Genomic DNA, 19,633 nt, shown 5'->3' on the forward strand with positions numbered 1-19,633 from the left:
GCCCTGAGGCGGTTCAAGCTTTGTCCGCAGCCTGCGCTTTAGCGTCCGGCAAGGTGAAACCGGACACCGAACGTCGCAGCTGGCTGGCCATTTTCGCCAGGTTGCCAATGCTCTCGGCGGTGGCGGTGGAGCCGGACGAGGTTTGCGTGGTGATCTGCTGGATCACGTTCATCGTCAGGGAAATCTGGCCGGCCGACGAAGTCTGTTGCTGCGCGGCGTTGGAAATACTCTGGATCAATGCCGCAAGGGTCTTCGACACGCCTTCGATTTCTTCCAGGGCCACCCCGGCATCCTGCGCCAGACGCGCGCCGCGCACCACTTCGGTGGTGGTCTGTTCCATGGAAATCACCGCTTCGTTGGTGTCGGTCTGAATCGCCCGCACCAGTGTTTCGATCTGCCGGGTCGCCGCGGACGAACGCTCGGCCAGACGCTGCACTTCGTCGGCCACCACCGCAAAACCGCGCCCGGCATCACCGGCCATGGACGCCTGAATCGCCGCGTTGAGGGCGAGGATGTTGGTCTGGTCGGCAATGTCATCGATCAAGCTGACAATGTCGCCGATTTCCTGAGAAGACTCGCCCAGCCGTTTGATGCGCTTGGCCGTGTCTTGAATCTGCTCGCGAATATTGTCCATGCCATGAATGGTGTTGTGCACCACTTCGTTGCCCTTATTGGCGATTTCCACCGAGCGCTCGGCTACCGCAGAGGATTCGGCGGCGTTGGCCGAGACCTGATCGATGGACTGAGCCATGTCATTGATGGCCGTGGAGGCTTCGGAAATCTGCTGGGCCTGATGCTCCGAGGCCTGGGCCAGGTGCATGGCAGTGGCCTGGGTTTCCTGTACGGCGGCGGCGACCTGGCCGGCGGTGAGGTTGATGGTCGCCACCAGATCGCGCAGTTGGTCGACGGAATAGTTGATCGAGTCAGCGATGGTCCCGGTGAAGTCTTCAGTCACCGAGGCGGTCACGGTCAGGTCGCCGTCGGCGAGGTCTTCGATTTCGTTCAGCAAACGCATGATCGCGTTCTGGTTGCGCTCGTTCTTCTCGGCGGTTTCACGCAGCTGACGATTGGTTTCGCGCACCATCACCAGGCCGATGAGGATGATCGATGCCAGTGCGAGCAAGCCCAGCACGTAACCGCCGATGGTATCGGTGTTGCGCCCGCCGGCGAGGTTTTCGAAACGGCTGGCCAGGTGCGAGGCTTCATCGAGCAGGGTTTGCGACAGGGTAAAGATGTTAGTGGCCGATTCGCGGACCTTGAGCAGCTCCGGCGAGGTTTCGAGGATTTCGTCCACCGAACCCGATACGAATTCGAACAGTTCGGAAATCTCGGTCAACCGGGCGCGCGCATCACGGTCTTCGACCTGGCTGATTTTCAGTGCCGCATTGCCTTGAAGCATGCCGTTGAGCACCAGGCCGAAACGCGCCGCGTCGCGACCGAAAGCGTCGGCCGCCTGCTGCGAATTTTCATCGCCGGACAGTACGGTGTTCACCGCACCAAGAATCCGCTCAGCCAGCAGCGACTGACGCTGGGCCATCGCCACCTGAGTGGCGGGGGCGCCACGTTGCAGGAGCGTTTCGACGACCTTTTCATACTCGACCTGCAACTGCGGCACGGTTTCGGCCAGGGTCGCGGCGACTTGATGCAAGGACAAAACGGTCTGTTCGCTGGAGAGGATAGCGTCGGTATTTTTCAGCAGACGCTCCCAATCCAGCTGCACGGCGCGCATTTCCGGGCGCACGGTGGACGGTGCCGGCGGCAGGCCGGTGGCAGGATCGCCTTTCTTCAGATAGCCCCAACGCTGGGCGAAGTCGTTGCGTGCATCGCTGAGCAACTTGAACGCCGCGGCCTTGCCGGCGGCGGCTTCGGTGGCGTTCTTGGCGATGCGTTGGGACAGCACACGCAGCTCACCGGCGTGGCCGATGTACTGTTTGTCGTAATTCGCCTGGGTGTTGAGGTACGCGAAGTTGGCGAACAGCAGCATGATGAAGACAATCAGCGCGATGAACAGCACGATGATCTGCGACCGACTGCGCGACCCTTCTGGCTTGCCTGTTTTAGCTTTTATCATCGGTCCTCGCCTGTTAACCAGCATCTGTGAACCTTGCCGAGAACCCTGTGGGAGCGGGCTTGCCCGCGATGAGGGCGTGTCAGCCGCCATCTATTGAACCTGACACACCGCTATCGCGGGCAAGCCCGCTCCCACAGGTTATGCGGCGACGTTCATGAATCCTTGCGACTGCGCCAACGCAAACGGGCTGAACACCTGCCACTTCTGCTCACGCTGAAACCGGCCTTTGACGAACGCCGACATTGGCCCTTGCAAGTCATCGGCCGGCACCGGCTCCAGACTGTCCTGGGCAAAGTGCTGCAAGCCGAAGACCTCATCGACCATCAACCCTGCAAACACGTCTTTGTGCTCCACCACCAATATCCGCCGTTGCTTGCGCAAGGCAGGCAGTTCATGGCCGGGCTCATAACCGTAAAAAAAGCCATGCAAATCCATGATCGGCAGCAGGCGCCCGCGCAGGTTAGCCACGCCCTTGACCCAGGGTTTGACCCCCGGCAATTGTGTAACGCGCGGTTCGTGCAGGACTTCGCTGACTTCGCCCATGGGCGCGACGTACCAATGCTCGCCCAAGCGAAAGCCGATGCCGCTCCAACTGTCTTGTCGGGTCGGCTGGGACGGCAGGTCTGCCGCCAGCAGACGACAGCGCTGGTCAATCTGCAGCAGCAGTTCGAAAGCCGTCAGCGACTCGGTCATGACCGGACGATCAACCGGCCAGCACGTTGTTCAGGGTTTTGATCAGGGTGTCTTCGTCGACCGGTTTGGTCAGGTAGTCCTTGGCGCCTTGGCGCGTGCCCCAGACTTTGTCGGTTTCCTGATCCTTGGTGGTGATGATAATCACCGGAATGTGCCCGGTTTCCGGGTCTTTGGTGAGCTGACGGGTCGCCTGGAAACCATTGAGGCCGGGCATGACGATGTCCATCAGCACCGCGTCGGGTTTTTCCTGACGGGCCAGGGCCACGCCGTCGGCGCCGTTTTCGGCTTTCAACACCTCATGACCGTGCTTTTCGAGCATGCCGGTCAATTTGTACATTTCGGTCGGCGAGTCATCGACGATCAGAATACGTGCCATGGTCTTCCCCATTCTTGTCGACACCGGGCCCCATGGCCGAGCGTCACTGTGCGTGTCCTACTGCGGCGAAACGGCGGCGAAGCCCGGTACATGGGCCTGAATCGCGTTCAGCAGTTCTTCCTTGCTGAAAGGCTTGGTCAAAAACTGGTCGGAACCGACGATCCGACCCTTGGCCTTGTCGAACAACCCGTCCTTGGACGACAGCATAATCACTGGCGTGGACTTGAACGCACTGTTGTTCTTGATTAAAGCGCAGGTCTGATAACCATCCAGACGCGGCATCATGATGTCGACAAAGATGATGCCGGGGTGATTGTCGGCAATCTTGGCCAGGGCATCGAAACCATCGATTGCAGTGATGACTTCACAGCCCACATTTTTCAACAGCGTTTCGGCGGTGCGACGAATCGTTTTCGAATCATCGATCACCATGACCTTCAAGGCGCTGGAATGCTGTTCCATAGGGGCTCTACCGTCGCCTTTGTGAATCAATTTGTCCGTTTGCCGCTTATCGTTGGCTCGAAACCCTTGATACTTAAGGGCCAACACGGCATGGCAGCCTTTTTAGCACAGTCTCCCCATCCAATCTATCGGGCGACCCTGGCGGTGGTTTTTCCTTGACCGGGAACACACTCAGCGCCACTCTGACGCCACTTTTTCACAACACTTTCCACCCCAATTTCGAGGAAAACCCCATGAGCGTTCGCGTCGGGATTGTCATGGATCCTATCGCCAGCATCTCCTATAAAAAGGATAGCTCGCTGGCCATGCTGCTGGCCGCGCAAAAGCGTGGCTGGGAACTGTTCTATATGGAACAGCGCGATTTGTATCAGGCCGAAGGCGAGGCCCGCGGGCGGATGCGTCCGCTGAAGGTGTTCGCCAACCCGGAAAAATGGTTTGAGCTGGGCGCCGAAAGCGATGCGCTGCTGAGCGATCTGGACGTGATCCTGATGCGCAAGGATCCGCCGTTCGACATGGAATTCGTCTATTCCACGTATTTGCTGGAACAAGCGGAAAATGCCGGCGTACTGGTGGTCAACAAGCCGCAAAGCCTGCGTGACTGCAACGAAAAGCTGTTCGCCACGCTGTTCCCGCAGTGCACGCCGCCGACCATCGTCAGCCGTCGCCCGGACGTGTTGCGTGAATTTGCCGACCATCACGGTGACGTGATCCTCAAGCCGCTGGACGGCATGGGCGGCTCGTCGATCTTCCGTCACACCGCTGGCCACCCGAACCTGTCGGTGATCCTCGAAACCCTGACCTTGCATGGCCGTCAGCAGATCATGATCCAGGGTTACCTGCCGGCAATCGTTGATGGCGACAAGCGCATCCTGATGATCGACGGCGAGCCGGTGGATTACTGCCTGGCACGGATTCCCGCGCTCGGCGAAACCCGTGGCAACCTCGCCGCCGGTGGCCATGGCGAAGCCCGACCGTTGACCGAGAAAGATCGCTGGATCGCCGCGCAAGTCGGCCCGACCCTGCGTGAGAAGGGCCTGCTGTTCGTCGGTCTCGACGTAATCGGTGAGCATCTGACCGAAATTAACGTCACCAGCCCGACCTGCATTCGCGAGATCGATAACGCATTCGGCACCGACATTGGTGGCCTTTTGATGGATGCCATCGATCAGAAGCTCAAGACTCGTTGATCGAGAACAGCCAAGAAGCAACCAACATTGCGTTATCATCCCCGGCTTGTAAAAAACGCGATGTTGGTTTTCTTGTTATGACACTCCCGTCCGATCTGCCCCCTGAACTCGCCCACCGTGGCGTGCGTCCGGCTGATCGCCTCGGTTTCACCCTGTTTCTGGCGGCGCTGATTCACCTGGCCTTGCTGTTGGGCGTCGGGTTCTCCATGGTCGAACCCAAGCAAATCAGTAAAACCCTGGAAATTACCCTCGCCACTTTCAAAAGCGAAAAGAAGCCTGATAAAGCTGATTTTCTCGCCCAGGAAAATCAGGAAGGCAGCGGTACCCTGGAGAAAAAGGCGGTTCCCAAGACCACCGAGGTCGCGCCATTCCAGGACAACAAGGTACAGAAAGTCACCCCACCGCCGGCGGCCCAGCCTCAAGTGCAGGAAGCCGCGCCCAAGGCGTCTGTGACCACCGTCGCGCCGAAGCCGAAAAAAGCCGCAACCAAGACTGAAGAACCCAAGCCCCTGACCAAACCCCAAGTGGCGGCACCGACGTTCGACAGCGCGCAGCTGTCCAGCGACATCGCCAGCCTGGAAGCGGAACTGGCCAGCGAACAACAGCTGTACGCCAAGCGCCCGCGCATTCACCGCTTGAGCGCCGCATCGACCATGCGCGACAAGGGTGCCTGGTACAAAGATGAATGGCGCAAGAAGGTCGAGCGCATCGGCAACCTCAACTACCCCGACGAAGCCCGGCGCAAACAGATTTACGGCAATTTGCGACTGATGGTCTCGATCAACCGCGACGGCTCGCTGTATGAAGTGCTGGTGCTGGAATCGTCCGGCCAGCCGCTGCTGGACCAGGCGGCGCAGCGCATCGTAAGGCTCGCGGCGCCGTTTGCACCGTTTACCGGGGATCTGTCAGACATCGACCGCCTGGAAATCATCCGCACCTGGAAGTTTGCACGTGGGGATAGACTTTCAAGCAATTGAACGACACACAACCCTGTGGGAGCGGGCTTGCCCGCGATAGCGGTCTGTCTGAGACATTAATTTTGAATGTACCGCCGTCATCGCGGGCAAGCCCGCTCCCACAGGGAACAGGTTGTTTGCGGGTATTCGGGGCATTTCCTGTGCATCCCCGGCTTGTCAGTTCGCCCCTCCAACGCCACACTAGCGCTCATGAAGAACGTCAGCCCCAGCTACCTCAAGCATCACTTCCTGATCGCCATGCCTCACATGGCCGACCCGAACTTTGCGCACACCTTGACCTACATCGTCGAGCACACGGCCAATGGTGCCATGGGGCTGGTGGTCAACCGCCCGCAGGACCTGAACCTGGCCGATATCCTCGAGCAATTGCGCCCCGATATCGAACCGCCGGTGCTCTGTCAGCATGTGCCGATCTTTATCGGCGGCCCGGTGCAAACCGATCGCGGTTTTGTCCTGCACCCATCGGGTAAATCTTTTCAGGCGACCGTTGATCTGGAAGGCGAGTTGTCCCTGTCGACCTCCCAGGACGTACTGTTCGCCATCGCCGACGGCGTCGGCCCCGCGAAAAGCCTGATCACCCTCGGCTACGCCGGTTGGGAAGCCGGGCAATTGGAAGCCGAACTGGCCGACAACGCCTGGCTGACCTGCCCGTTCGATGCCGACATCCTGTTCAACACCAGCAGCGAATTACGTCTTGAAGCGGCGGCCAAACACTTGGGCGTCAATCTCAGCCTGCTCACCAGCCAGGCGGGGCACGCCTGATGGCCCTGCGGTTGATTTTGGGTTTCGACTACGGCACCAAACAGATCGGCGTTGCGGTCGGCCAGGTGATTACCGGCCAGGCCCGCGAGCTGTGCACCTTGAAGGCGCAAAACGGCATTCCTGACTGGAATCAGGTCGAAGCCCTGATTAAAGAGTGGAAACCCGACGCTGTGGTGGTCGGCCTGCCGCTAAACATGGATGGCACACCGAGCGACATGTGCCTGCGGGCCGAGAAATTCGCCCGACGCCTGAACGGCCGCTACAACCTGCCCTTCTATACGCATGACGAGCGCCTGACCACCTTCGAGGCCAAGGGCGAACGCCTGGTCCGGGGCGGCCAGAAAGGCAGTTACCGCGACAACCCGGTCGATGCCATCGCCGCCGCGCTGCTGTTGCAAGGCTGGCTCGACGAAAACACCGCGCTGTTCGAATCCTGACCGCACCTAATTCTGAAGAGCCGCTGCGGCGTCTCCCTTAGCTACAACCCGAGCCACCACTCAAGCAGCATTCGGCTCGGGACAAAGAAGGAGCAAACCATGAGCCTGCCCAATCCCGCCGAACTGATCAGCCAGATGGCGACCCGTCTTGACACCTATCTGGCCAAACGGGGTATCAGCGAACCGCGCTACATCGGCATTCGGACCGGTGGCGTCTGGGTCGCTCAGGCATTGCTCGATGAACTGGGCAGCGATTCGCCCCTGGGCACCCTGGACGTTTCGTTCTACCGCGACGATTTCAGCCAGAACGGCCTGCACCCACAAGTACGCCCATCGGCGCTGCCGTTCGAGATCGAAGGCCAGCACCTGGTGCTGATCGATGACGTGCTGATGAGCGGTCGGACCATCCGCGCCGCGATGAACGAACTCTTCGACTATGGCCGCCCGGCCAGTGTGACGCTGGTATGCCTGCTGGATCTGGACGCCGGTGAATTGCCGATCCGCCCGAATGTGGTTGGCGCGACCCTGTCGCTGGCGGCCCACGAACGAGTGAAACTGTCCGGCCCGGAACTCAAGCTCGAACTTCAAGACCTCGCCCTTTAATTCGCCCTATTGAGAGTCCCCCTCGCGATGACGCCTCTAGAAACCAAGCGCCCGCTGCAGCTCAATGATCAGGGCCAGCTGCGCCACTTCCTCTCGCTCGACGGTTTGCGCCGCGAGCTGTTGACGGAAATCCTCGACACCGCCGACTCGTTCCTCGAAGTCGGCGCCCGGGCGGTGAAAAAAGTCCCGTTGCTGCGCGGCAAGACCGTGTGCAACGTGTTCTTCGAGAACTCCACCCGCACCCGCACCACCTTCGAACTGGCGGCCCAGCGGCTGTCGGCCGACGTGATCACCCTGAACGTGTCCACGTCGTCGGCAAGCAAGGGCGAAACCCTGCTCGACACCCTGCGCAACCTGGAAGCCATGGCCGCCGACATGTTCGTCGTGCGTCACGGTGATTCCGGCGCGGCGCACTTCATCGCCGAGCATGTCTGCCCACAAGTGGCGATCATCAACGGCGGCGACGGCCGTCACGCCCACCCGACCCAGGGCATGCTCGACATGCTCACGATTCGTCGGCACAAGGGTGGCTTCGAAAACCTTTCGGTGGCCATCGTCGGCGACATTCTGCACTCACGGGTAGCGCGCTCGAACATGCTGGCCCTGAAAACCCTCGGCTGCCCGGACATCCGCGTGATCGCGCCGAAAACCCTGCTGCCGATCGGCATCGAGCAGTACGGCGTGAAGGTCTACACCGACATGACCGAAGGCCTGAAAGACGTCGACGTGGTGATCATGCTGCGCCTGCAGCGTGAACGCATGACCGGCGGCCTGCTGCCGAGCGAAGGCGAGTTCTACCGCCTGTTCGGCCTGACCACCGCGCGCCTGGCCGGGGCCAAACCGGATTGCATCGTCATGCACCCGGGGCCGATCAACCGCGGGGTGGAGATTGAGTCGGCGGTGGCCGACGGTCCGCACTCGGTGATCCTCAACCAGGTGACCTACGGCATCGCGATTCGTATGGCCGTGCTGTCCATGGCCATGAGCGGGCAAACTGCCCAGCGCCAATTCGAGCAGGAGAACGCCCAGTGAAGCTCAGCATTCTCGGCGCACGCGTTATCGATCCGGCCAGCGGCCTGGATCAAGTGACTGATATCCACGTTGAAGCCTGCAAGATCGTCGCCCTCGGCGCCGCTCCAGCGGGTTTCGTCGCAGTAGACACCATCGACGCCAAAGGCCTGGTGGCGGCCCCGGGCCTGGTTGACCTGAACGTCGCCCTGCGCGAGCCGGGCTACAGCCGCAAAGGCTCGATCGCCAGCGAAACCCGCGCAGCTGCTGCCGGTGGCGTGACCAGCCTGTGCTGCCCACCAAAAACCAAACCGGTGCTGGACACTTCGGCTGTGGCCGAACTGATCCTCGACCGCGCTCGCGAAGCCGGCAACACCAAAGTCTTCCCGATCGGCGCCCTGAGCAAAGGCCTGGACGGCGAGCAGCTTGCAGAGCTCGTTGCGCTGCGCGATGCCGGCTGCGTGGCCTTCGGCAATGGCCTGGAGAGTTTCCGCAACACCCGCACCCTGTGCCGGGCGCTGGAATACGCGGCGACGTTCGACCTGACGGTGATTTTCAACTCGCAGGACCATGACCTGGCCGAAGGTGGCTTGGCCCATGAAGGCCCGACAGCGAGTTTCCTCGGTTTGCCGGGCATTCCGGAAACCGCCGAAACCGTGGCCCTGGCCCGGGACCTGCTGCTGGTCGAGCAAAGCGGCGTGCGTGCGCACTTCAGCCAGCTCACCAGCGCCCGCGGTGTAGCGCTGATCGCCCAGGCCCAGGCCCGTGGCCTGAAGGTCACGGCAGACGTGGCGTTGTACCAGTTGATCCTCACCGACGAAGCGCTGATCGACTTCAGCAGCCTCTATCACGTCCAGCCGCCGCTGCGCACCCGTGCGGACCGCGATGGCCTGCGGGCAGCGCTGAAGTCGGGGGTGGTGTCAGCCATTTCCAGCCATCATCAGCCCCATGAACGCGATGCCAAACTGGCGCCGTTCGGTGCCACCGAGCCGGGTATCAGCAGTGTTGAACTGCTGCTGCCGCTGGCGATGACCTTGGTGGAAGACGGTTTGCTGGACTTGCCAACGCTGCTCGCACGACTCAGCGCTGGCCCTGCCGAAGCGTTGCGTCTGCCGGCGGGCAAGCTGGCTGTGGGTGGGCCAGCAGATATCGTACTCTTCGACCCTGCGGCCTCGACCGTTGCCGGTGAGACCTGGCTGTCCAAGGGCGAAAACTGCCCGTTCATTGGCCATAGCTTGCCGGGTGTGGTGCGTTACACCCTGGTGGATGGGCGGATCAGTCACCAGGCGTAAAACGCGGTGCTCCAATCGCGGGCAAGCCCGCTCCCACAGGGTTATCGGTTGGCCGCAAGATTTGCGGACAACACATCCACTGTGGGAGCGGGCTTGCCCGCGATGACTTACTGGAAGGCACCTCTATTCTGTGCGTTGCGAATCGACACTTGGTCATTCAACGTCCAGAAGTCATACAACACCCCCAGAAAGAACACCCCGCCCGTCACCAGATACAGCAGCCCGCTGATCCACTTCCCCTGATACATCCGGTGCACACCGAATACCCCGAGAAACGTCAGCAGAATCCACGCAACGTTGTATTCGATGGGGCCGGCGGTAAAGCGCAGGTCCGCTTCACGGTCCATGGCCGGAATCAGAAACACGTCGATCAGCCAGCCGATACCCAGCAAACCGAAGGTGAAAAACCAGATCGTCCCGGTCACCGGCTTGCCGTAATAGAAGCGGTGAGCCCCGGTAAAACCGAAAATCCACAACAGGTAACCAATTACTTTGCTGTGTGTGTCTTGCTCTGAAACAGGGTGTTGATAGGTGTTCATGGATGACCTCGACTCACACGATAGAGAAATATTCTTGAATTCTTTGTGACTTTTTTACAGGTGGCCGACATACGGCAAATGCTACCTTCATTCCTGTCAAAGCCTTGTAATACCTGACTTTTGTCAGACAACTCACGTCAATTTTGCCGCTTTTTAGTTCCGCGCCCCCCAGTCTGAATCGACCAACGGCCTCGGATGGGCAAAAAAAGCTGTTATAAAGTTGCGCGTTCACACATATGAGCCTTGCCTAATGCGTCCATTTTTCAAGACATGGCTAACCATTTGCCTATTATTGCCCTTGGCCGCCCACGCCACCAATCGTGAGCAACGTCTTCCCAACGTTAATGGTTACACCCCAAAATCCCATGCTTCTGCTCCTTCGAGCAAAAACAAACAGACCGTAAAACGCTCCAGCCAACTGAGCGGCGTAAACAGCAAGCTGGTCCCGCCGATGGCGACCAAGGAAAGCAGCAACGTACTGAGCCGCGCGGTAAACGTGCTCGGTACACCTTATCGTTGGGGTGGCAGCAGCCCAAGTAAAGGGTTCGATTGCAGCGGTCTGGTGAAATACGCGTTCAACGACGCCACGTTCGACCTGCCACGTACCTCTAACGCCATGGCCAGCGGTCATGGCGAGAAGGTCGATCGCAACGATCTGAAGCCTGGCGACCTGATTTTCTTCAAACTCAAGAGCCGCCGGGTCAATCATGTTGCCATCTACCTGGGCAACGACCGCTTCATCCACGCACCACGCCGTGGCAAGTCGGTGAGCATCGACACCTTGAAGAAACCGTACTGGGAAAGCCACTACGTGGTTGCCAAGCGGGTTCTGCCGAAAGAACAGAACGCATTGCAGGTTGTTCAGCGTTGATTTGCCCCCCCACCTTCTGAAGGCGGGCATTTGTGGCGAGGGAGCTTGCTCCCGTTCGAGTGCGTAGCGCTCGCAGTTTTTTGGGGCCGCTTCGCAGCCCAGCGGGAGCAAGCTCCCTCGCCACAGGTTCGCATTCCAACCTCAGAAGTTATCCGGCGACCGCGCCTTCTCCCGCGCATGCTCGCGGCTGATCACGCCCTTGGTCACCAGCTCCTTCAGGCACATATCCAGTGTCTGCATCCCCAGCGACCCTCCGGTCTGAATCGACGAATACATCTGCGCCACCTTGTCTTCGCGGATCAGGTTACGGATCGCCGAAGTGCCAAGCATGATTTCGTGGGCGGCAATTCGCCCGCCACCGACTTTCTTGATCAATGTCTGCGACACCACCGCCAGCAACGACTCGGATAGCATTGAACGCACCATCGATTTCTCGTCGCCCGGAAACACGTCCACCACTCGGTCGATGGTTTTCGCCGCCGATGTGGTGTGCAGCGTGCCGAACACCAAGTGACCGGTCTCGGCGGCAGTCAACGCCAGCCGAATAGTCTCCAGATCACGCATTTCCCCCACCAGAATCACGTCCGGGTCTTCGCGCAGAGCCGAGCGCAGCGCCGTGGCGAAGCTGCGGGTATCGCGATGGACTTCGCGCTGATTGATCAGGCATTTGCGCGATTCGTGGACGAACTCGATGGGGTCTTCGATGGTGAGGATGTGGTGATGGCGATGGTTGTTCAGGTAATCGATCATCGCCGCCAGCGTAGTGGACTTGCCCGAACCGGTCGGGCCGGTCACCAGCACCAGGCCCCGGGGCGCCTCGGTAATCTTGCGAAACACCTCCCCCATGCCCAAGTCGTCCATGCTCAGGACCTTGGACGGAATGGTCCGAAATACCGCGCCAGCACCACGATTCTGGTTGAAGGCATTGACCCGAAAACGCGCCACGCCGGGCACTTCGAAGGAAAAGTCGGTTTCAAGATGCTTCTCGAAGTCCACCCGCTGGAGGTCGTTCATGATGTCGTAGATCAGCTCATGCACCTCCTTGTGGTCCAGGGCCGGCAGGTTGATGCGTCGCACATCGCCGTCGACACGGATCATCGGTGGCAGACCGGCGGACAGGTGCAGGTCAGACGCGCCTTGTTTGGCGCTGAAAGCCAGCAGCTCAGTGATATCCATAGCGCTCCTCAATTCCAGTAGAATGCCGCGAACCTTCAGACCGCTGGCGCCTCTTGATGTCCACGATAGCAGACAACATTGCTCAGGTTAGTTCACGCATCCGTGCTGCCGCGTTCGCCGTCGGGCGCGACGAGCACAACATCCAGCTACTGGCCGTGAGCAAGACCAAGCCCGCCGAAGCCCTGCGGGAAGCGTATGCCGCCGGCCTGCGCGATTTTGGCGAGAACTACCTGCAGGAAGCCTTGAGCAAACAGCTCGAATTGGCCGACCTGCCCTTGATCTGGCACTTCATCGGCCCCATTCAATCGAACAAGACTCGCGCTATCGCCGAGCATTTCGACTGGGTGCATTCCGTGGATCGCTTGAAAATCGCACAACGCCTGTCCGAACAACGCCCTGCCGATTTGCCTCCATTGAACATCTGCATCCAGGTCAACGTCAGTGGTGAAGCCAGCAAGTCCGGCTGCACCCCGGCCGACCTGCCCGCCCTGGCCGATGCCATCAGCGCTCTACCGCATCTGAAATTGCGCGGGCTGATGGCGATTCCGGAGCCGACTGAAGATCGCGCCGCCCAGGATGCAGCCTTTGCTGCCGTGCAGAGCCTGCAAGCCAGCCTGAATCTGCCACTCGACACACTTTCCATGGGCATGAGCCACGACCTCGAGTCGGCCATTGCCCAGGGCGCCACTTGGGTTCGTATCGGTACGGCCCTGTTTGGCGTCCGCGGCTCTCAACAAGTGCATAGCCAGCCTCACCGTGGCTGACTCACCTCTCTATAAGGACCTGACATGAGCAAGACTCGTATTGCCTTTATCGGAGCCGGCAACATGGCCGCCAGCCTGATCGGCGGCCTGCGCGCCAAAGGTCTGGACGCCGCGCAGATCCGCGCCAGCGATCCGGGTGAAGAAACCCGTGCCCGCGTGAGCGCCGAACACGGCATCGAAGTGTTTGCCGACAACGCCGACGCCATTCAGGGCGTGGACGTGATCGTGCTGGCGGTCAAACCGCAGGCGATGAAAGCTGTTTGCGAAGCCATTCGCCCAAGCCTCAAGCCGAATCAATTGGTGGTTTCGATTGCGGCCGGCATCACCTGCGCCAGCATGAACAACTGGCTTGGCGCCCAGCCTATCGTGCGCTGCATGCCTAACACCCCGGCGCTGCTGCGTCAGGGCGTGAGCGGTTTGTTCGCCACCAGCGAAGTGAGCGCCGAACAACGCCAGCAAGCTGAAGAGCTGCTGTCGGCGGTAGGCATTGCCCTGTGGCTGAACGAAGAACAGCAACTGGACGCGGTCACCGCCGTTTCCGGCTCGGGCCCGGCGTATTTCTTCCTGCTGATCGAAGCCATGACCGCTGCGGGCGTGAAGCTCGGTCTGCCAGCGGACATCGCCGCCCAACTGACCGTGCAAACCGCTTTGGGTGCTGCACACATGGCGGTCGCCAGCGATGTCGACGCGGCTGAACTGCGTCGTCGCGTGACATCGCCTGCGGGCACCACCGAAGCGGCGATCAAGTCATTCCAGGCTGGCGGCTTCGAAGCCCTGGTAGAAAAAGCACTCGGCGCCGCTGCGCACCGCTCGGCCGAGATGGCTGAGCAACTCGGCCGCTAATCAGCTCTTACAAAGGAATCAATGATGCTCGGACTCAATGACGCTGCCATCTTCGTAATTAAAACCTTGGGCAGCCTGTACCTGCTGATCGTACTGCTGCGCTTTATCCTGCAATTGGTTCGGGCGAATTTTTACAACCCGCTCTGCCAGTTCATCGTGAAAGCCACTCAACCGTTGCTCAAGCCTCTGCGCCGGGTAATCCCGAGCATGTTCGGGCTGGACATGTCGTCACTGGTACTGGCGCTGATCGTGCAGATGGTGCTGATAGCGGTCATCCTGCTGCTCAAAGGCTTTATGGTTGACTGGCTGTTCTTGGTGCCTTGGGCACTGATCGCAATCTTCTCGCTATTCTTGAGTATTCTGTTCTACGCAATGATCATCAGTGTGATTCTGTCCTGGGTCGCCCCGGGGAGTCACAATCCGGGCGCAGAGCTGGTCGCGCAGATTACTGAACCAGTACTTGCGCCGTTCCGTCGGATCATTCCGAACCTGGGCGGTCTCGATATTTCGCCGATCTTCGCGTTTATCGCAATCCAGTTGGTGCAAAGCTGGCTGATCCCGCGCCTTGCGTACTATGCCCTCATGCCACAGGGGCTGCTCGGCCTGATCTGATGAGCTACTTTCGCTGGGACGGTGATGACCTGATTCTGGAATGTCACCTGCAACCTGCGGCCCGCAGCGATGATTTCTGCGGGCTGCATGGTGATCGATTGAAGATTCGCCTGACGGCGCCACCGGTTGAAGGCAAGGCCAATGCGTATCTGATGGCGTTTCTGGCCAAGGCGTTCGGGGTTTCCAAGAGTCAGGTGAGCTTGATCAGCGGAGAGCTGAACCGGCAAAAGCGGGTGCGGATCTGTTCGCCGAAGAAGCTGCCCGATTTGCCAGATCTGGTGCGCCCGGCCTGACCTCAATGTGGCGAGGGAGCTTGCTCCCGCTGGGCTGCGCCCTGTAGGAGCTGCCGAAGGCTGCGATCTTTTGATCTTTCGCTTTGAACTCGATTGGTAGGGGAAAGATCGCAGCCTCGTTGCACTCGACAGCTCCTACGGGGCCGCTTCGCGCCCCAACGGGAGCAAGCTCCCTCGCCACAGGTACATCGGGAAAAAATCAGGCCCGGCCTTTGCTTGCCGCTAGCCACAGCGGTCTTTAGACTTACGCCTCATTTCAATGAGAGCAGGGTCGATGCCAGCTGCCTTCCCCCCCGATTCTGTTGGTCTGGTGACGCCGCAAGTGGCGCACTTCAGTGAATCCCTGGCCTTGGCCTGCGGACGTTCGCTGCCCGCTTATGACCTGATCTACGAAACCTACGGCACGCTGAACGCTACGGCGAGCAATGCCGTGCTGATCTGCCACGCCTTGTCCGGTCACCATCACGCTGCCGGCTTCCACAGCCCCGACGACCGCAAACCCGGTTGGTGGGACAGCTGCATCGGCCCCGGCAAGCCGATCGACACCAACAAGTTCTTCGTGGTCAGCCTGAATAATCTCGGCGGGTGCAACGGCTCCACCGGCCCCAGCAGCATCAATCCGGAAACCGGCAAGCCATTCGGTGCCGACTTCCCGGTACTGACCGTGGAAGACTGGGTCCACAGCCAGGCACGTCTCGCCGACTTGCTCGGCATCCGCCAATGGGCGGCCGTAATCGGCGGCAGCCTCGGCGGCATGCAGGCCTTGCAGTGGACCATCACTTACCCGGACCGCGTGCGGCACTGCCTCGCAATCGCCTCGGCACCGAAACTGTCGGCGCAGAACATCGCGTTCAACGAAGTCGCACGCCAGGCGATCCTCACCGACCCGGAGTTCCACGGCGGCTCGTTCCAGGAAGCGGGTGTGATCCCCAAGCGCGGGCTGATGCTGGCGCGGATGGTCGGGCACATCACGTACCTGTCCGACGACTCCATGGGCGAGAAATTCGGTCGCGGCCTGAAGAGCGAAAAGCTCAACTACGACTTCCACAGCGTCGAGTTCCAGGTCGAAAGCTACCTGCGGTATCAGGGCGAGGAGTTTTCCGGACGTTTCGACGCCAATACCTACCTGCTGATGACCAAGGCGCTGGACTACTTCGATCCGGCGGCGAACTTCGACAATGACCTGGCGAAAACCTTCGCCAATGCCCAGGCCAGGTTCTGCGTGATGTCCTTCACCACCGACTGGCGCTTCTCCCCTGCCCGCTCGCGGGAACTGGTGGACGCGCTGATGGCGGCCAGGAAAGACGTCTGCTACCTGGAGATCGACGCTCCGCAAGGCCACGATGCCTTCCTGATTCCGATCCCGCGTTATTTGCAGGCCTTCAGCAATTACATGAACCGTATAGCGCTTTGAGGAAGACATGAGAGCCGATCTGGAAATCATCCAGGAATGGATCCCCGCCGGCAGCCGCGTGCTCGACCTCGGTTGCGGTGACGGCGAGTTGCTGACCTGGTTGCGTGACCACAAACAGGTCACCGGCTATGGCCTGGAGAACGACCCGGACAACATTGCCGAGTGCGTGGCCAAGGGCATCAACGTCATCGAGCAAGACCTGGACAAGGGCCTGGGCAACTTCGCCAGCAACAGCTTCGACATCGTGGTCATGACCCAGGCCCTGCAAGCTGTGCACTACCCGGACAAGATCCTCGACGAAATGCTGCGGGTCGGTCGCCAGTGCATCATCACCTTCCCCAACTTCGGTCACTGGCGCTGCCGCTGGTACCTGGCGAGCAAGGGCCGGATGCCGGTTTCGGAGTTTCTGCCATATACCTGGTACAACACGCCGAACATCCACTTCTGCACTTTCGAAGACTTTGAAGCGCTGTGTCGCGAACGTGAAGCCAAGGTCATTGATCGGCTTGCCGTGGATCAACAGCATCGGCATGGGTGGGCCAGTAAGCTATGGCCTAATCTGTTAGGTGAGATCGGCATCTATCGCGTCAGCAGCCCCGGTCTGCCGGACCACAAGGTCGCGGTCTGAATCACGACACTTCGAGGAGAACGATCATGGGTCGTCTAGCGCTGTTTTTACTTACTGCCTGCCTGAGCATTACCACCATGGCCGCCGATGTCATCAAGGGCGAGCGCAAGGAAACCTTTGGCGATGTGACGGTGCACTACAACACCTTCAACTCCACCTTCCTGACGCCGGAGATCGCCAAAGCGGCCGAGCTGACCCGCAGCAAGAATCAGGGCGTGATCAACGTCTCGATACTGAAGGAAGGTAAACCACAGACGGCTCAGGTCAGCGGCACGGTCAAAGACCTGACCAGCCAAAGCATCCCGCTGAAGTTCAAACAGATCACTGAAACAGGCGCGGTATACTACATCGCCCAGTTTCCGGTGGATCAGCAGGAAATCCGCACCTTCGACATCAAGGTGCAGACCGGCGACAAAACCAACACCATCAGTTTTCAACAAGAGCTTTTCCCTGGCCAATGATGAATTTCACGCAACTCGTACTGGCCAGCCATAACGCCGGCAAACTCAAGGAACTCCAGGCCATGCTCGGCGAATCGGTGCACTTGCGCTCGATCGGCGAGTTCAGCAGCGTCGAGCCTGAAGAAACCGGCCTGTCGTTCGTCGAGAACGCCATTCTCAAGGCCCGCAATGCCTCGCGCATTTCCGGTCTGCCGGCCTTGGCCGACGATTCGGGACTGGCGGTGGACTTCCTCGGCGGTGCGCCGGGTATCTATTCGGCCCGTTACGCCGACGGTAAAGGCGATGCGGCGAACAACGCCAAACTGCTCGACGTCTTGAAAGACGTGCCCGAAGCCGAGCGCGGTGCGCAGTTCGTCTGTGTGCTGGCATTGGTGCGTCATGCCGACGATCCGTTGCCGATCCTCTGCGAAGGCCTGTGGCATGGGTGCATCCTGACCCAGGCCAGCGGCGAGCACGGTTTTGGCTACGATCCGCTGTTCTGGGTCCCGGAGCGCGAATGCTCCAGCGCCGAGCTGAGCCCGAGTGACAAGAACCTCATCAGCCACCGCGCCCGTGCAATGGATCTGCTGCGCCAGCGTCTGGGCCTGAAATGACCCATGACTCGTCCGCGTCGCCGCTGATCTTCGGCGGCGCCGCACAATCGCCTCGAGCGGCCCTGCCCGTGTTGCCGCCACTGGCGTTGTACATCCACATCCCGTGGTGTGTACGCAAATGCCCTTATTGCGACTTCAACTCCCACACTGCCAGCCCCGTGCTGCCGGAAGAAGAATATGTCGACGCCTTGCTGGCCGATCTCGATCAAGACCTGCATGCGGTTTATGGCCGCGAGCTGAGTTCGATCTTCTTCGGTGGTGGTACGCCGAGCCTGTTCAGCGCCGAGGCTTTGGGCCGTTTGCTCAAGGGTGTCGAGCAACGTATTCCGTTTGCCAGCGACATTGAAATCACCCTGGAAGCCAACCCCGGAACGTTCGAGCAGGAGAAGTTCGTCGCTTACCGAGCGCTGGGCATCAATCGCCTGTCGATCGGCATCCAGAGCTTTCAGGAAGAGAAACTCAAGGCCCTGGGGCGGATTCACAACGGCGATGAAGCCGTGCGTGCCGCCGGCATGGCCCGTCAGGCCGGCTTCGATAACTTCAACCTGGACCTGATGCATGGTTTGCCCGATCAGTCCCTGGACGATGCCCTGAACGACCTGCGCCAGGCCATAGCCCTGAAGCCGACCCACCTGTCTTGGTATCAGCTGACGCTGGAACCGAACACGGTGTTCTGGAACCAGCCGCCGACGCTGCCGGAAGATGACACCCTGTGGGATATTCAGGAGGCCGGTCAGGCACTGTTGGCCGAACACGGTTACGCGCAATACGAAGTCTCGGCCTATGCCCTGCCCGGTCGTCCGGCACGGCATAACCTCAATTACTGGAGTTTCGGCGACTTCATCGGCATCGGCGCCGGCGCCCACGGCAAGCTCAGCCATCCGGACGGGCGCATCGTGCGCACCTGGAAGACCCGCCTGCCGAAGGATTACCTCAACCCGGCCAAGAGCTTTCAGGCCGGCGAGAAAGCCCTGACCAACGCAGAGCTGCCGTTCGAGTTCCTGATGAACGCCTTGCGCCTGACCGAGGGCGTCGAATCGCGGTTGTATCCAGAGCGCACCGGGCTGCCTCTGGAAAGCCTCGCCGAAGGCCGTCGCGAGGCCGAACAAAGTGGCTTGTTGCAGGTCGAACCGTCACGTCTGGCGGCCACGCTGCGCGGACAACTCTTTCTCAATGACTTGCTGCAGAATTTTCTGACATAAGGAAACCGAATGGATCTGGTACTCGACCTGCTCGCCACCGTGTCCCGCTGGAGCCGTAGCAACCTGTCGGAAATCTCTCTGGCGCTGGTGGGCTGCCTGCTGGTGCTGTTTGGCGCCGACATCAAAGGCTGGGTCGACCAACGCCTGGGCAGCATCGCCGGCGCCTTGCGCGTCCCGCTGATGGCCCTGCTGTGCATGGTCGGCAGTGGCGTGGCACTGATCTATGCAACGCCATGGATCATCAAAGGCCTGAGCCAGTTCAACAACTACAGCCTGGCGCCGGTGCTGCTGGTGGTGCTGGTGTTGATTGGCGTCGTAGCAGACCGCCGCTGACCCTCGATCGCACCACAACAAACTGTGGGAGCGGGC

Annotated in this window: 24 protein-coding genes; 18 read left to right on the forward strand and 6 right to left on the reverse strand. The window is 60.2% G+C overall.

Annotation, left to right across the window (positions count from 1 at the left end; translation table 11 throughout):
* Positions 1-13 precede the first annotated feature (13 nt).
* From KGB18_RS20525 to pilG, 4 genes are all read right to left on the reverse strand, one after another.
* Positions 14-2,071, reverse strand: coding sequence for a methyl-accepting chemotaxis protein (locus tag KGB18_RS20525; RefSeq protein WP_201061746.1), 2,058 nt, complete (start codon positions 2,069-2,071; stop codon positions 14-16).
* 138 nt (positions 2,072-2,209) lie between these two features.
* A complete protein-coding gene (locus KGB18_RS20530) occupies positions 2,210-2,764 on the reverse strand; it encodes a chemotaxis protein CheW (protein ID WP_123719683.1) in 555 nt (184 codons plus the stop codon).
* Positions 2,765-2,774: 10 nt separating this feature from the next.
* Complete coding sequence (gene pilH / locus KGB18_RS20535; RefSeq protein WP_007897961.1) at positions 2,775-3,140, reverse strand: twitching motility response regulator PilH; 366 nt, start codon at positions 3,138-3,140, stop codon at positions 2,775-2,777.
* Positions 3,141-3,197: 57 nt separating this feature from the next.
* Entirely contained in the window at positions 3,198-3,602 is a 405-nt protein-coding gene (gene pilG / locus KGB18_RS20540; protein ID WP_038980984.1) for a twitching motility response regulator PilG, read from the reverse strand.
* Between the two features lie 233 nt (positions 3,603-3,835).
* Here pilG and gshB point away from each other — a divergent pair, with 233 nt between their 5' ends.
* The 7 genes from gshB to KGB18_RS20575 all read left to right on the forward strand — a co-directional run bounded on the left by gshB (position 3,836) and on the right by KGB18_RS20575 (position 9,868).
* Positions 3,836-4,789: a glutathione synthase gene (gshB, locus tag KGB18_RS20545; RefSeq protein ID WP_223570387.1), complete on the forward strand. Its 954-nt coding sequence runs from the start codon at positions 3,836-3,838 to the stop codon at positions 4,787-4,789.
* Positions 4,790-4,866: 77 nt separating this feature from the next.
* Positions 4,867-5,766, forward strand: coding sequence for an energy transducer TonB (locus KGB18_RS20550; protein ID WP_123719684.1), 900 nt, complete (start codon positions 4,867-4,869; stop codon positions 5,764-5,766).
* Between the two features lie 189 nt (positions 5,767-5,955).
* Positions 5,956-6,528 (forward strand): YqgE/AlgH family protein, encoded by a 573-nt coding sequence (locus KGB18_RS20555; protein ID WP_223570388.1) that lies wholly within the window; start codon positions 5,956-5,958, stop codon positions 6,526-6,528.
* Entirely contained in the window at positions 6,528-6,965 is a 438-nt protein-coding gene (ruvX, locus tag KGB18_RS20560) for a Holliday junction resolvase RuvX (protein ID WP_007897947.1), read from the forward strand. The genes KGB18_RS20555 and ruvX overlap by 1 nt, the downstream gene beginning before the upstream one ends.
* A 99-nt stretch (positions 6,966-7,064) precedes the next feature.
* Complete coding sequence (pyrR, locus tag KGB18_RS20565; RefSeq protein WP_038980979.1) at positions 7,065-7,568, forward strand: bifunctional pyr operon transcriptional regulator/uracil phosphoribosyltransferase PyrR; 504 nt, start codon at positions 7,065-7,067, stop codon at positions 7,566-7,568.
* 27 nt (positions 7,569-7,595) lie between these two features.
* Positions 7,596-8,600 (forward strand): aspartate carbamoyltransferase catalytic subunit, encoded by a 1,005-nt coding sequence (locus KGB18_RS20570; protein ID WP_007897943.1) that lies wholly within the window; start codon positions 7,596-7,598, stop codon positions 8,598-8,600.
* On the forward strand, positions 8,597-9,868 hold the full coding sequence (locus KGB18_RS20575; RefSeq protein WP_123719686.1) for a dihydroorotase: 1,272 nt from the start codon (positions 8,597-8,599) through the stop codon (positions 9,866-9,868). The genes KGB18_RS20570 and KGB18_RS20575 overlap by 4 nt, the downstream gene beginning before the upstream one ends.
* A gap of 107 nt (positions 9,869-9,975) precedes the next feature.
* Here the strand turns inward: KGB18_RS20575 and KGB18_RS20580 are convergent, their stop codons facing one another.
* The gene (locus KGB18_RS20580) at positions 9,976-10,407 is read right to left on the reverse strand and encodes an NINE protein (protein ID WP_201061739.1); all 432 of its coding nucleotides are present in this window, start codon (positions 10,405-10,407) and stop codon (positions 9,976-9,978) included.
* Positions 10,408-10,657: 250 nt separating this feature from the next.
* On the opposite strand from KGB18_RS20580, the gene KGB18_RS20585 reads away from it, so the two are divergent.
* Positions 10,658-11,278, forward strand: a complete 621-nt coding sequence (locus tag KGB18_RS20585) for a C40 family peptidase (RefSeq protein ID WP_123719688.1) — start codon at positions 10,658-10,660, stop codon at positions 11,276-11,278.
* Between the two features lie 141 nt (positions 11,279-11,419).
* Here the strand turns inward: KGB18_RS20585 and KGB18_RS20590 are convergent, their stop codons facing one another.
* Entirely contained in the window at positions 11,420-12,454 is a 1,035-nt protein-coding gene (locus tag KGB18_RS20590; protein ID WP_123719689.1) for a type IV pilus twitching motility protein PilT, read from the reverse strand.
* Between the two features lie 56 nt (positions 12,455-12,510).
* Between KGB18_RS20590 and KGB18_RS20595 the strand changes: the two genes are divergently transcribed.
* From KGB18_RS20595 to KGB18_RS20640, 10 genes are all read left to right on the forward strand, one after another.
* A complete protein-coding gene (locus KGB18_RS20595) occupies positions 12,511-13,218 on the forward strand; it encodes a YggS family pyridoxal phosphate-dependent enzyme (protein ID WP_223570389.1) in 708 nt (235 codons plus the stop codon).
* A 24-nt stretch (positions 13,219-13,242) separates the two neighbouring features.
* Positions 13,243-14,061: a pyrroline-5-carboxylate reductase gene (proC, locus tag KGB18_RS20600; protein WP_123719691.1), complete on the forward strand. Its 819-nt coding sequence runs from the start codon at positions 13,243-13,245 to the stop codon at positions 14,059-14,061.
* A gap of 24 nt (positions 14,062-14,085) precedes the next feature.
* Positions 14,086-14,673: a YggT family protein gene (locus tag KGB18_RS20605; protein ID WP_052964991.1), complete on the forward strand. Its 588-nt coding sequence runs from the start codon at positions 14,086-14,088 to the stop codon at positions 14,671-14,673.
* Positions 14,673-14,966: a DUF167 domain-containing protein gene (locus KGB18_RS20610; protein WP_018928703.1), complete on the forward strand. Its 294-nt coding sequence runs from the start codon at positions 14,673-14,675 to the stop codon at positions 14,964-14,966. Before KGB18_RS20605 ends, KGB18_RS20610 begins: the two co-directional genes overlap by 1 nt.
* A gap of 274 nt (positions 14,967-15,240) precedes the next feature.
* Positions 15,241-16,380, forward strand: a complete 1,140-nt coding sequence (gene metX / locus KGB18_RS20615) for a homoserine O-succinyltransferase MetX (protein ID WP_123719693.1) — start codon at positions 15,241-15,243, stop codon at positions 16,378-16,380.
* A 7-nt stretch (positions 16,381-16,387) separates the two neighbouring features.
* A complete protein-coding gene (gene metW / locus KGB18_RS20620; RefSeq protein ID WP_007939351.1) occupies positions 16,388-17,008 on the forward strand; it encodes a methionine biosynthesis protein MetW in 621 nt (206 codons plus the stop codon).
* Between the two features lie 26 nt (positions 17,009-17,034).
* Positions 17,035-17,469, forward strand: coding sequence for a DUF4426 domain-containing protein (locus tag KGB18_RS20625; RefSeq protein WP_123719694.1), 435 nt, complete (start codon positions 17,035-17,037; stop codon positions 17,467-17,469).
* Positions 17,466-18,062, forward strand: a complete 597-nt coding sequence (rdgB, locus tag KGB18_RS20630; RefSeq protein ID WP_223570390.1) for an RdgB/HAM1 family non-canonical purine NTP pyrophosphatase — start codon at positions 17,466-17,468, stop codon at positions 18,060-18,062. Before KGB18_RS20625 ends, rdgB begins: the two co-directional genes overlap by 4 nt.
* Positions 18,059-19,264: a radical SAM family heme chaperone HemW gene (gene hemW / locus KGB18_RS20635; RefSeq protein WP_223570391.1), complete on the forward strand. Its 1,206-nt coding sequence runs from the start codon at positions 18,059-18,061 to the stop codon at positions 19,262-19,264. Before rdgB ends, hemW begins: the two co-directional genes overlap by 4 nt.
* A gap of 9 nt (positions 19,265-19,273) precedes the next feature.
* Positions 19,274-19,597 carry a DUF3392 domain-containing protein gene (locus KGB18_RS20640; RefSeq protein ID WP_007897907.1) on the forward strand — a complete coding sequence of 108 codons (324 nt, stop codon included), beginning with the start codon at positions 19,274-19,276 and terminating at the stop codon, positions 19,595-19,597.
* Positions 19,598-19,633: the final 36 nt, after the last annotated feature.

Source organism: Pseudomonas sp. BF-R-26 (assembly GCF_019947395.1).
Lineage (GTDB): Bacteria > Pseudomonadota > Gammaproteobacteria > Pseudomonadales > Pseudomonadaceae > Aquipseudomonas > Aquipseudomonas farris.